Source organism: Mixta mediterraneensis (assembly GCF_030283135.1).
GTDB lineage: Bacteria > Pseudomonadota > Gammaproteobacteria > Enterobacterales > Enterobacteriaceae > Pantoea > Pantoea mediterraneensis.
On sequence record NZ_JASUAZ010000013.1, the window covers coordinates 46,074 to 59,062 of the forward strand.

Here is a 12,989-nt window from a genome sequence, read left to right on the forward strand (position 1 = left end):
ACGGCGTCAGCACTGGGATTTATGCTTGCAGTGACAGTTGCGTTTCGCATATTATCCGACCGTTATAATAATCATTATCGTTTCGATTCGCCTGCCCAATTACTTCTATCCGGGAGACATTTTTATGCATGCGCGAACGGCTTTTCCTTGTTACAAAAACAGTGTTTTTCCGCGTCGGCCTCTGGCCATGATGCTTGCCGTCGCGCTCAGTAGCCTGAATGCATCGGCTTTTGCCGATAAAACAATGGTTGTGTCAGCAGATGGCGGCGGGGGCGTAGAACAGGAAAGCGCCTGGGGACCTGCTGCAACGGTTGCTGCGAAACGCAGCGCTACCGGCACCAAGACCGATACGCCAATCGAAAAAAATCCGCAGTCTGTTTCCGTGGTTACGCGTGAAGAGATGGAGTTGCGCAACGTCACCAGCGTTAAAGGGGCATTTAACTACACGCCTGGCGTCTTAACCGGCAATCGCGGTAGCTCGGATGTGATCGATGCGCTGTCCATTCGTGGTTTTAGCGAAACCAATACCAACCAGTATCTGGATGGTCTGAAGTTGCAGGGAGATAACTACTCGGAATTCGCTATCGATCCTTATTTCCTTGAACGGGCGGAGCTGCTGCGCGGCCCGGTTTCGGTGCTGTATGGCAAAAGCAATCCGGGCGGCGTGGTTTCGTTAGTAAGCAAGCGACCTACCCAGGAAACGCTGCGTGAAGTGCAATTCCAGATGGGCAGCGACAATCTGTTTTCTACCGGCTTCGACTTTGGCAGCTCGCTGGATGACGACGGCGTGTACAGCTATCGTCTGACCGGGCTGGCGCGCAGCCAGGATGCGCAGCAGGACATGAACAAAGAGAAGCGCTATACCATTGCGCCGTCGTTCAGCTGGCGTCCTGATGAGAACACCCGCTTCGATTTACTGACCTATTTTCAGAACGAACCGGAAACCGGCTATTACGGCTGGTTACCGCGCCAGGGTACGGTTGTGCCGATTATTCGCGCTGACGGCAGCAAGTACAAATTACCGACGGATTTTGATGAAGGCGAGGACAGCAACAAAATCTCGCGCAACACCAAAATGGTCGGTTACAACGTTGAGCATAGTTTCAGCGAGACCTGGACGGTGCGCCAGAATCTGCGCTACGCCGACTTGCGCACTGACTATCGCAGCATTTATGGCAACGGTTACTTGCCGGCTACCCAGGAGATTACCCGTGGTTCGGCCATTTCTAATGAGAAACTAAATCAGTTTGCGGTGGATAATCAGGCACAGGCTAAGTTCGCGACCGGTCAACTCGATCATACGCTGCTGTTAGGTGTAGATTTCCAGCGTACCCGCAATGATATTGATGCCCAGTTCGGCTCAGCCTCAAGCCTGAATGCTGTTCATCCACGCTATGGCGACGACAGCACGGTGCCGTTTGATGAGCCTTATCAGCATCTCAATAAGCAGCGACAAACCGGTTTGTACGCGCAGGATCAGATGGAGTGGGAGCGTTGGGTATTAACCCTGGGTGGACGTTACGATTACGCCATGACCTCGGTTTATGACCGCGTAGCCGATTCGGTTGATCGTCAAAATGATCAGGCTTTTACCTGGCGCGGCGGCCTGAACTACGTATTTGATAACGGCATTGCCCCGTATTTCAGCTACAGCGAATCCTTCATTCCTAATGCAGGCTCGACCTGGAGTGGTCAGGCATTTGATCCGTCTCGCGCTAAGCAATACGAAGCGGGTGTGAAATACGTTCCCAAAGATCGTCCGGTTGTGATGACCGCGGCGGTTTATCAGCTGACGAAAACCAAAAACCTGACGGCTGACCCGGATACCAGCCATCCGTTTGCCAGCGTTCAGAGCGGTGAAATCCGTTCTCGCGGTGTTGAACTGGAAGCCAAAGCAGCGCTAAACGCCAATATCAACCTGATCGCTTCTTACTCCTACACTGACGCGGAATATACCAAAGATACTGCGCTGAAAGGAAAAACGCCGGTTCAGGTGCCGAAGCATATGGCATCACTCTGGAGTGATTACACCTTCCATGAAACGGCACTTTCTGGCGTAACCGTCGGGGCAGGTGTGCGTTATGTTGGTAAGAGCAAAGGCTTGTATAGCACTGGTGATAACGTTAATCAGAACTTTGATGTTTCTGGCTACACCACGGTTGATGCTGCGCTGAAGTACGATTTAGGCCGCTTCGGTTTGCCAGGGTCGTCGATAGGGGTTAACGTCAACAACCTGTTTGATCGCGAATACGTCGCCAGCTGCTATCGCGAATACGCATGTTACTGGGGCGCTGAACGCCAGATTGTCGGCACCGCGACTTTCAGATTCTGACTTACCTGGGCGCTTCGGCGCCCGTTTTACAGGGATTCTCATGCAGCATCAGCACGCCGAAGAAGCTACTTTTACACTGCAAGATGTCAGCTTTCACGTGCCTGGCCGCACGCTGCTTCATCCGCTCACGCTTACTTTTCCGCCTGGCAAAGTCACCGCATTGATTGGGCATAACGGATCGGGGAAATCGACCCTGCTGAAGATGCTTGGTCGCCATCACGCCGCCAGCCATGGTCAGGTCTTACTAAACGATCGGCCGGTAGAAAGCTGGAACGGTAAAGCCTTTGCGCGTCAGGTGGCTTACCTGCCACAGCAGCTCCCCGCCGCTGAAGGCATGACGGTACGCGAATTGGTGGCGATTGGCCGCTATCCGTGGCATGGCGCGCTGGGCCGTTTTGGCCAGGAAGATCGCCATCGCGTTGATGAAGCGATTACGCTGGTTGGGCTCAAACCCTTTGCTGGCCGACTGGTGGACAGCCTGTCCGGTGGGGAGCGACAGCGTGCGTGGCTGGCAATGCTGGTGGCGCAAAACAGTCGCTGCTTATTGCTGGACGAGCCGACCTCAGCGTTAGATATTGCACATCAGGTTGACGTGCTGGCGCTGATTCAGCACCTCAGCCGCGATCGTGGCTTAACGGTCATTGCGGTATTACACGACATTAATATGGCTGCGCGTTACTGCGATCATCTGGTGGCGTTACGTCACGGTTCGATGATTGCCGAAGGTGGACCGGAAACTATCATGCAGGCCGACGTGCTGGCGGCGATTTACGGGATTCCCATGGGTATTTTGCCTCATCCGCAGGGCGGCGCACCGGTCAGTTTTGTTTATTAGGAAGAGGATGATGCCCGATCTTTTTCGCCGCCGTTTGATGGTGGCTATGGCGTTGTCGCCGTTACTCAGCAGCTTCCCTTTGCCTGCCGCACCTTTGGATCCGCAGCGTATTATTGCGCTGGAGTGGTTGCCTACTGAACTGCTGTTGGCGTTAGGTGTTACGCCACTCGGCGTCGCTGATATGCATAACTACAACGTCTGGGTCGGCGATCCGCCGCTGCCTGCGGGCGTGGTGGACGTTGGTTTGCGTACCGAACCCAATCTTGAACTGATGACGCAGATGCAACCCTCGCTAATTCTGTGTTCCAACGGCTATGGTCCGCCGAAAGAGAAGCTGACACGCATCGCGCCGATTATGGGTTTTGATCTCAACAGCGGTGATGGCAAACCGTTCAGTACTGCGCGAACCTCGCTGCAGGAATTAGGCAAACGCCTTGGATGTGAGGCGCAGGCCGAAAAGCATTTGAAATTTGTCGATTCCCAACTCGCAGCGGCGCGTCAGCGTCTGGCACCTTACGCGGCGCGACCCATTCTGCTGATGTCATTGCTTGACAGCCGCCATGCCATCACCTTTGGCAAAAACAGCCTGTTTCTTGAAGTGATGACTATTCTCGGCCTGAAAAGCGCCTGGCAAGGCGAAACCAATTTCTGGGGCAGCGCAGTAGTAGGGATTGAACGGCTGGCCGGGTTCAGCGATGTGGAGGTGATCTGCTTCGACCATGACAATGAAGCCGATATGCAGCAGTTGATGCGCAGTCCACTGTGGCAATCGCTGCTGTTTATTCGTGCGGGCCGTTTTCAACGCGTTCCGGCGGTGTGGTATTACGGCGCGACCCTGTCGGCGCTGCATTTTGTTCGCGTGCTGGAACGCGCGCTGGAGACACGCTGATGCGCCATCGTCTTTTCCCCGCAGCGCTATTGAGCGGGCTGTTTTTGCTGGCGCTTGAGTTAACGCTGGTTAATTTGCGCCAGGCATTGCCACTGGCGCAATGGTTACAGGCGCTGTGGTCGCCAGATGCGGATAATATGCAGCAGATGGTGTTTCACCATAGTTTGCTGTCGCGGCTGGTATTGGCATTGTTAGTGGGAGCAGGGCTGGGATTAGCCGGTTTGCTATTCCAGCAGGTATTGCGCAACCCACTGGCGGAACCGACTACGCTGGGTGTGTCATCGGGCGCACAGCTTGGCATTACGGTTGCAACGCTGTGGCAGCTGCCGGGCGGCGCCCTAACGCAGCAGTTTGCCGCGTTAGGGGGCGCTGCACTGGTGGGCGCGATTGTATTTGGCGTTGCGTGGGGCAAGCGCCTGTCGCCGGTTACGCTCATCCTGGCGGGTTTAGTGCTAAGCCTGTATAGCGGCGCGGTGAATCAGATCTTTGCCATTTTTAACCACGATCAGCTACAAAATATGTTCCTGTGGAGCACCGGCTCACTGAATCAAATGGGCTGGGAAAACGTCAGTCAACTGTGGCCGCGCCTGCTGCTGGCCTTTGTGGTGGCGCTGGCGCTGCTACGGCCATTGACGTTGATGGGACTGGATGATGGCGTTGCCAGCAACCTCGGTCTTGCGCTTTCGCTGGCCAGGTTGGGCGGTCTGGCGCTGGCGATTTTGCTTAGCGCACAGCTGGTCAATGCTGCGGGCATTATTGGCTTTATCGGCCTGTTTGCCCCGCTGCTGGCGAAACTGCTGGGCGGGCGCCGTTTACTCAGTCGTATGTTGCTCGCGCCGCTGATTGGTGCGCTGCTGCTATGGCTGGCAGACGCCTGCGTATTGTGGCTCAGCGCACACTGGCGCGAAGTTTCAACCGGCACGGCTACCGCACTGCTGGGCGTGCCGATTCTGCTGTGGCTGCTGCCGCGTCTGCGCACCGGTTCGGTGCCGCCTGCGATGAATCAGGGCGACAAGATACCCGCCGAGCGGCAAGCAGTCGGACGCTGGTGTTTAATAGCTTTAGCGGTGTTAACGCTGCTGGCGTGGTTTGGTCTGGCGTTTGGACGGGATGGACAAGGGTGGATTTGGGCAAGCGGCGAGATGTTTCAGCAGCTGATACCGTGGCGGGCGCCACGTTTGCTGGCGGCGCTGGTAGTGGGTTTGATGCTGGGCGTGGCGGGCAGTTTGATTCAGCGCTTGACCGGTAACCCAATGGCCAGCCCGGAAGTCTTAGGTATCAGTTCAGGCGCCGCTTTTGGCGTCGTGATCATGCTGTTTTTTGTGCCGGGCGATGCGCTGGCGTTTCTGCTACCCGCTGGTGTCATTGGCGCAGGCGTTACTTTGCTGATCATTATGTTGGTTGCCAGCCGCGGCGGTTTTTCACCGGAGCGCATGCTATTGGCCGGCATGGCGCTGAATAGCGCTTTTGTGACGTTATTGATGCTTTTGCTGGCGAGCGGTGATCCACGCATGGGCGGTTTGCTTAGCTGGATTTCGGGTTCAACCTACAATATCAGCGGCAAGCAGGCGATACAGAGTGCGGTTTGCGCGCTGGTATTGGTGTCGCTGGCACCGCTGGCAAGTCGTTGGTTGACGCTGCTGCCCCTTGGCAGCGCCACGGCGCGTTCGGCGGGAATGGCGCTGACGCCATCACGTCTCAGCCTGTTGCTGCTGGCGGCTGCGCTGACGGCAACGGCCACCCTCACTATCGGCCCGCTGAGCTTCATTGGTCTGATGGCACCGCATATCGCACGCATGTTGGGCTTCCGCCGTGCGTTACCGCAGGTGTTACTGGCAGGCCTACTGGGCGCGGGATTAATGGTATGTGCCGACTGGTGTGGGCGGATGCTGGCGTTTCCGGATCAGATACCGGCAGGCTTGATGGCAACGTTTTTAGGCGCGCCTTACTTCATTTGGCTATTGCGCCGATCGCGTTAAGCCCTCATCGAAACGGTTAAGACCGGCTCGCACCGGTCTTTTTTATTACAGTTTCGCGAAACAGCGACGCGCCGCATCGATGGTACGCTGGATGTCCTCTGGGCTATGCGCCAGTGACATAAAGCCAGCCTCAAACGCTGATGGCGCAAGATAAACGCCTTCTTCCAGCATTAAGTGGAAGAATTTCTTAAAGCGTTCAATATCGCATTTTGTGACGTCAGCGTAACAGGTAACCCTTTCCGCATCGGTAAAGAACACGCCAAACATACCGCCGACATGATTGACTACCAACGGAATATTCTCCTGTTGTGCGGCATGCAGCAGACCTTCAGCCAGTCGGGTGGTCAGTTCGGTCAGCGTTTGATGAATGCCCGGCTGAGCAATCTGGCTTAAACAGGCATAACCCGCCGCCATTGCAATGGGATTGCCGGACAGGGTTCCCGCCTGATAAACCGGGCCGGTTGGGGCCAGCGCGGTCATCACGTCGCGACGACCGCCAAACGCACCCACCGGCATACCGCCGCCGATGATTTTGCCGAGGCAGGACAAATCAGGCAACACATTGTAATACGCCTGCGCGCCACCCAGCGCGACGCGGAAACCGGTCATCACTTCATCAATAATCAGCAAGGCACCAAACTCATCACACAGCGCGCGCAGGCCGGGCAGGAAATCTGGCTGTGGCGGAATACAGTTCATGTTGCCTGCTACGGGTTCAACGATGATACAGGCGATCGCGTTCGGATAGCGTTCAAATGCCGCTCGTACCGAATCAAGGTCATTATACGTACAGGTCAGCGTATGTTTTGCGAAGTCAGCAGGCACGCCCGGAGAATTTGGCTGGCCCAGCGTCAATGCGCCGGAACCGGCTTTCACCAGCAGGTGATCGGCGTGACCGTGATAGCAGCCTTCAAATTTGATGATTTTATCGCGTCCGGTGAAACCGCGCGCCAGGCGAATCGCGCTCATTGTTGCTTCGGTGCCGGAGTTCACCATACGCACCATTTCCATGGAGGGCATCAGCTCGCAGACCAGCTGCGCCATAGTGACTTCCATTTCGGTGGGCGCGCCAAAACTCAGGCCGCGTTGTGCCGCTTCAATCACCGCATTACGAATTTCAGCGTTGTTATGGCCCAGCACCATCGGACCCCACGAACCGACATAGTCGATATAGGCGTTGCCATCAGCATCATAAAGATATGCGCCGTCAGCGTGTTCAATGAACAGCGGTGCGCCGCCCACACCGGTAAACGCACGTACCGGCGAGTTAACGCCGCCAGGAATCAGGCGTTGCGCCTCGGCGAACAGGTTTTCAGACTTACTCATTTTCGGCTCCAGCAGTTCAGTAAAATATTGTGCCATTCTACGGAAGAGGCGCGGTGGGCGAAAGGGTGGAACAGCCCGTAACCTGGCTAACCTTTGCGAAGGCGGCACAGAGTGCGAAGCTCAAAACTTGATTGCACAGGAGTGCTGGCAGATAATAGCGAAATTAAGGTCGTTTTCTGACCTGGACGTTTACTGGAGTCAAATATGAGTGATGAAGTAGCAGCACTGCCGTTGCAATTTACCGATGCAGCAGCCAGCAAGGTGAAGAACCTGATTGCTGATGAAGAGAACCCGGCGCTGAAGCTACGCGTTTACATTACCGGTGGGGGATGCAGCGGATTTCAGTATGGTTTCACGTTTGATGACCAGATAAATGACGGTGATATGACGATTGAGAAGCAGGGCGTAGCGCTGGTTGTCGATCCAATGAGTCTGCAATATCTGGTGGGTGGTTCGGTGGATTACACCGAAGGACTGGAAGGTTCACGTTTTATCGTGACCAATCCCAATGCCAAAACCACCTGCGGCTGCGGTTCTTCCTTCAGTATCTGATTTCGCCGGCCGCTGTCAGGCGGCCTCGTTTACCACTCAATGGTCACTAACCGGGCGGTTTTTTCCTGCCGGGAGTCGCGTTTTAGTACGCTATACGTTATGCGCGGCTGTGCGCTGAAATGACCTCCGCAGTTTATCTGAGGTGCGGCCTGGGGCCTGACGCGAGTGATTTCACAGCGTGAGAAAATATTCAGCTTAACGGCGATAGCGCCGGTGAGTGACCCCGCAGTTGTAATGCCAGCCATCATCAGCCCTATGGCCAGAATCACTATTCTGGTCATGTTTAGTTCCTGGTGTAGTCAAAAGCGCCTGAGCGCAAAAGGACGACGAGCATACGTGGCTTGCGCGTCTCATTTATTGATCAACGGCAATGATGGAATTTTCTTTAATCGAAGAAGTTATTTTTGTGCTGGATGTAGCGCGTTACACAGCTGTTTTGCTGCTAACAGCAGTCGTGGACCGGGACGGCTAAGCCAGTTATCGTTAATCGCAATCACCGGGACATAAAGCTGCGGCTGCCAGAATTGCTGCACGTTTTTGGCCTGCTGCGCATCGCCGCCAATGACAATCGCCTGCGGGTGACGCATCAGCACCTGTTCCCGGCTGACCTGCGGCCAGCTGACACGGCTATCGGCAAAGATATTTTCACCGCCGCACAGCCTGACGATGTCATTTTGCAGGGTGGCTTTGGCAGCGGTAAATAGCGGGTGCTGACCAAATTGCAAAAATAACGGAATGGGTTTTTGTGTATGATAACGCTGACGAAGGTCGGCTTCCTGTTGGCGTAGCTGCTGTGCGGCTTTCGCCGCCTGGTCTGGATGGGGACTCCATTGGCCCAGCGAGGCCAGCGCATCGATCATGCCAGCCAGGTTAGCGGGATCAATCCATACAACTTTTATGCCTGCCTGCTGTAATTGATCAATCTGACGTTGTGGATTGCCACCCCGCCACGCCAACACGACATCCGGTTTTAGCCGCAAAATGCGCTCAACTTTAATGCCTTGCCAGTTAGCGACCTGCTCAATTTTTTTAGCCGCAGGCGGATAATCAGACCAGGCACTGACCGCCACTGGCGTAATGCCTGCGGCAAAGGCCATCTCGGTCAAATGGGGAGCAAGGGTGATAACGCGCGGTGGGGAAGCAAACAGACTGCCGCTAAACAGCAGCAGCCAGCAGAACAGAAAACGTTTAGCCACGTGCCAGACGCGCCAGCAGGTTTTCAACCATCAATGATGACTGGTTTGCCGCCACGCTGAGAAACTCCTCAAAGCTCAGGTGTGATTCCTGATCGGCGACATCGGAAATGGCGCGCACCACCACAAAAGGCACCTGGAATTGATGGCAAACGTGACCAATGGCGCTGGCTTCCATCTCAACGGCAATGGCCTGTGGGAAAGTGTTGCGGATGCGTGCCAGCGGCTCAGCACCGTTGATAAACGCATCACCGCTGACCACCAGGCCGCGAACCGCATTCAGTTCCAGCTGCTGAATGCAGGCTTCCGCTTGCGCAATCAGGGTGGCATCGGCAACAAACGCCGCCGGGCAGCCGGCCATTTGACCTGGCTCATAGCCAAAAGCGGTAACGTCAGCATCGTGATAACGCACCTCTTCGGATACCACAATATCGCCCACGTTCAGCGTTGGGACTAATCCACCCGCAGAACCCGTGTTAATTATTACATCCGGCTTGCACAGCTGCAGCAGCAGCGTAGTGCCCAGTGCGGCGGCAGTTTTACCGATGCCCGATTTCAGCAGTGCAACCTCAACGTTATTCAGCGTGCCAGTGTAAATTTCACAACCAGCCAGCGATAAGGTTTGGCGGTTTTCGATTTTGTCACGCAGCAGAGCAACTTCCTGCTCCATCGCGCCAATAATGCCTGCTTTCATAAAGAGTCTCGCTAAGGTAGATGTTTTCGACGAAATTGAGGCATAGTCTATCATGGCTGGCAGGGGATTAATTCACGAAAAAATAAGGGGTAATCAATGGCAGCGATCAATTTCAGGACGAAGATCAGCTTTACTCGCCCTTATACCAGTCGGAAAGATCCCGAAGGCGAATATTATATTAGCCGCCACTTTGAGAGCGACCGCGGGCGAATAATTAATTCGGCGGCTATTCGTCGTCTGCAACAGAAAACCTAGGTTTTTCCTTTAGAGCGTAATGCTGCGGTACGTTCACGCCTGACGCATTCGCTCGAAGTACAACAAACCGGGCGCTATATCAGCAAAGAGATCCTGCAGGCTCTCAAAATGCAGGGCGGATTAGCGCAATACGGGCTGGATGAGCGAGAAGGTGCGTTCGAAAGCCTGGTCGAGATGGCGTGTCTGCTGCATGACGTGGGCAATCCGCCGTTTGGTCACTTTGGTGAAGCGGCAATTAATGATTGGTTTGAAGATAATCTTCTCGCAAACCTGGTCGATCCTATCGTTGCAGGCGTGGAAACCGAAGCGCAGCGCAGCGCATTTGATCAACTGAATGCAATGATTCGTCAGGATTTGTGTCATTTTGAAGGCAACGCGCAGGCAATTCGTATGGTGCATACGCTGCTGCAACTGAATCTCAGCTATTCGCAGGTTGCCTGTATTTTAAAATATACCGCGCCAGCATGGTGGCAAGGTGATAAACCGGCGGAATATAGCGTGCTGATGAAAAAGCCGGGCTTTTATTTATCTGAGAAGGCGTATATTGCCGAGCTGCGTGCGGCGACGAATATGGCAGAACATCATCGGTATCCACTGACTTATATTATGGAAGCTGCAGATGATATCTCTTATTGCATCGCCGATCTGGATGATGCAGTTGAAAAAGCGATATTTAATGTAGACAGTTTGTATGAATTTCTCAGCAAAGCCTGGGGAGCGATTAAAACAAATGATGCCTTTAGCCGAACAGTCGGTGAAGCGTGGCGTGAAGCCTGCAGTAAAAAACGCCGCAGCCGCAGCGATCAGTTCTTTATGTCGCTACGGGTTAACGTGCAAAACGTTCTGGTCACCTACGCGGTAAAACGCTTTATTGACAACCTTCCCGCAATATTTGATGGCAGTTTCAATCATGCATTATTAGAAGATGACGGTGAAGAAGGGCGGCTATTACAACTTTTCAAAACGGTTGCTCGTCAGCAGGTATTTAATCATTCCGAAGTTGAACAGCTGGAATTACAAGGCTACCGGGTAATTAAAGGATTACTGGAGATTTACCAGCCGTTAATGCAACTGAATTATGAGGCATTTACCACCCTGATTAATGACGACTTTTTACGTCAGCATCCCATTGAAACCCGGTTATTTCATAAGCTTTCAGGTAAACATCGCAAAGCCTATCAGCACGCTATGCGCACGCTGACGGTTAATCACAAATATGAACGTCTGTTATGGGAGCGTTATTATCGCTTCCGCCTTATCCAGGATTACATTAGTGGCATGACCGATCTTTATGCCTGGGATGAGTACCGTCGTTTAATGGCGGTGGAATAATGCACAAATGTAAAGGGAGAGCATAAATTTTTACCTTTGGCTAAAACTTTATCAGGAACTTCGCGCTAAAACATTTATCTCACCATACGACCACAGCAATGGTCTGGACGTTAATTTTTAAGAGACTCCGACAAATGAAAAAAAACTCATTAATGTTAAGTGCGCTGGTGCTTAGTCTTGGCATGGCGTTAACGCCTGTCAGTGTTTTCGCGGCAGAAACTGCTTCTTCCACCAGCCAACAATTGCCCAGTCTGGCCCCGATGCTGGAGAAGGTGATGCCTTCTGTGGTGAGTATTAGCGTTGAAGGCAGCACCACGGTGAAAACGCCGCGTATGCCGCAGCAGTTCCAGCAATTTTTTGGCGACAATTCGCCCTTCTGTCAGGAGGGTTCGCCCTTCCAGAGTTCGCCAATGTGTCAGGGCGGCGGTGCTGATGATGGCAGCGCACCCAATACCCAACAGGAAAAATTCCGGGCGTTGGGTTCAGGCGTGGTGATTAACGCCGAAAAAGGCTACGTGGTTACCAATAATCACGTGGTGAATAATGCAACAAAAATACAGGTGCAGCTAAGCGATGGCCGGCGCTACGACGCTAAAGTGATCGGTAAAGATCCACGCTCAGATATTGCATTAATCCAGCTGGAAGATGCTAAAAACCTGACTGCCGTGAAGATCGCCGACTCCGATAATCTGCGCGTCGGTGATTACACGGTCGCGATTGGTAACCCTTACGGTCTGGGCGAAACGGTGACGTCGGGCATCGTTTCCGCACTGGGTCGTAGCGGCCTGAACGTTGAAAATTATGAAAACTTTATCCAGACCGATGCGGCAATTAACCGGGGTAACTCTGGTGGAGCGCTGGTGAACCTGAACGGCGAGCTGATCGGCATTAATACCGCCATTCTGGCACCGGACGGCGGCAATATCGGTATCGGCTTCGCCATTCCGGGTAATATGGTGAAAAACCTGACTGCGCAAATGGTGGAATATGGTCAGGTAAAACGTGGCGAGCTAGGCATTATGGGCACAGAGCTTAACTCTGAGCTGGCAAAAGCCATGAAGGTTGATGCTCAGCGGGGCGCCTTTGTGAGCCAGGTTCTGCCAAATTCCGCCGCCGCGAAAGCCGGTATCAAAGCCGGTGATGTAGTGGTTTCGATGAATGGTAAACCACTGACCAGCTTTGCCTCGCTGCGTGCCGAAGTCGGCACATTACCGGTCGGTACTGCTCTGAAACTGGGCCTGCTGCGTGATGGCAAACCGGTAGACGTGACAGTGAAATTGCAACAAAGCAGCCAGGATAAAGTGCAATCAGCCACCATTTATACTGGCATTGAAGGCGCGGACCTCAGTAACGGTGATGCCAGTAACAAAGGTGTACGCGTTGACAATGTGAAACCGGGCAGTGCCGCAGCACGTATCGGCCTGAAAAAAGGCGATGTGATTCAGGGCGTAAACCAACAAGCGGTCGCTAACCTGGGCGAGCTACGTAAGATCCTCGACAGCAAACCGTCTGTACTGGCACTTAACGTGAAACGTGGCGACAGCAGTTTGTATTTGCTGATGCAGTAAGAGTATCTGATGAGTTACGCAGGCGGACTTCGGT

10 protein-coding genes and 1 pseudogene are annotated in these 12,989 nt (G+C 53.8%); 7 read left to right on the forward strand and 4 right to left on the reverse strand.

Going from position 1 to position 12,989, the window contains the following annotated elements; genetic code table 11:
- The first annotated feature begins 124 nt into the window (after positions 1-124).
- The 4 genes from fhuA to fhuB are packed head-to-tail and all read left to right on the forward strand — an operon-like array spanning position 125 to position 6,035.
- Positions 125-2,332 (forward strand): ferrichrome porin FhuA, encoded by a 2,208-nt coding sequence (gene fhuA, locus QRY16_RS10415; protein ID WP_289776529.1) that lies wholly within the window; start codon positions 125-127, stop codon positions 2,330-2,332.
- 40 nt (positions 2,333-2,372) lie between these two features.
- Positions 2,373-3,167 (forward strand): Fe3+-hydroxamate ABC transporter ATP-binding protein FhuC, encoded by a 795-nt coding sequence (gene fhuC / locus QRY16_RS10420; RefSeq protein ID WP_193403753.1) that lies wholly within the window; start codon positions 2,373-2,375, stop codon positions 3,165-3,167.
- A gap of 10 nt (positions 3,168-3,177) precedes the next feature.
- Positions 3,178-4,056 carry a Fe(3+)-hydroxamate ABC transporter substrate-binding protein FhuD gene (fhuD, locus tag QRY16_RS10425; protein ID WP_193403939.1) on the forward strand — a complete coding sequence of 293 codons (879 nt, stop codon included), beginning with the start codon at positions 3,178-3,180 and terminating at the stop codon, positions 4,054-4,056.
- Complete coding sequence (fhuB, locus tag QRY16_RS10430) at positions 4,056-6,035, forward strand: Fe(3+)-hydroxamate ABC transporter permease FhuB (RefSeq protein ID WP_289776530.1); 1,980 nt, start codon at positions 4,056-4,058, stop codon at positions 6,033-6,035. Before fhuD ends, fhuB begins: the two co-directional genes overlap by 1 nt.
- Positions 6,036-6,080: 45 nt before the next feature.
- On the opposite strand, the gene hemL is transcribed toward fhuB, so the two are convergent.
- Complete coding sequence (gene hemL, locus QRY16_RS10435) at positions 6,081-7,361, reverse strand: glutamate-1-semialdehyde 2,1-aminomutase (protein ID WP_289776531.1); 1,281 nt, start codon at positions 7,359-7,361, stop codon at positions 6,081-6,083.
- 204 nt (positions 7,362-7,565) lie between these two features.
- Here hemL and erpA point away from each other — a divergent pair, with 204 nt between their 5' ends.
- Positions 7,566-7,913, forward strand: coding sequence for an iron-sulfur cluster insertion protein ErpA (gene erpA, locus QRY16_RS10440; protein ID WP_193403750.1), 348 nt, complete (start codon positions 7,566-7,568; stop codon positions 7,911-7,913).
- Positions 7,914-7,942: 29 nt separating this feature from the next.
- On the opposite strand, the gene QRY16_RS10445 is transcribed toward erpA, so the two are convergent.
- From QRY16_RS10445 to mtnN, 3 genes are all read right to left on the reverse strand, one after another.
- On the reverse strand, positions 7,943-8,194 hold the full coding sequence (locus tag QRY16_RS10445; RefSeq protein ID WP_289776532.1) for a hypothetical protein: 252 nt from the start codon (positions 8,192-8,194) through the stop codon (positions 7,943-7,945).
- Positions 8,195-8,311: 117 nt separating this feature from the next.
- Complete coding sequence (gene btuF, locus QRY16_RS10450) at positions 8,312-9,109, reverse strand: vitamin B12 ABC transporter substrate-binding protein BtuF (protein ID WP_289776533.1); 798 nt, start codon at positions 9,107-9,109, stop codon at positions 8,312-8,314.
- On the reverse strand, positions 9,102-9,800 hold the full coding sequence (mtnN, locus tag QRY16_RS10455) for a 5'-methylthioadenosine/S-adenosylhomocysteine nucleosidase (protein ID WP_289776534.1): 699 nt from the start codon (positions 9,798-9,800) through the stop codon (positions 9,102-9,104). Before mtnN ends, btuF begins: the two co-directional genes overlap by 8 nt.
- 96 nt (positions 9,801-9,896) lie before the next feature.
- Between mtnN and dgt the strand changes: the two are divergent.
- Positions 9,897-11,387: pseudogene (gene dgt, locus QRY16_RS10460) on the forward strand (dGTPase).
- 134 nt (positions 11,388-11,521) lie between these two features.
- Positions 11,522-12,955: a serine endoprotease DegP gene (gene degP / locus QRY16_RS10465; RefSeq protein WP_193403745.1), complete on the forward strand. Its 1,434-nt coding sequence runs from the start codon at positions 11,522-11,524 to the stop codon at positions 12,953-12,955.
- Positions 12,956-12,989: the final 34 nt, after the last annotated feature.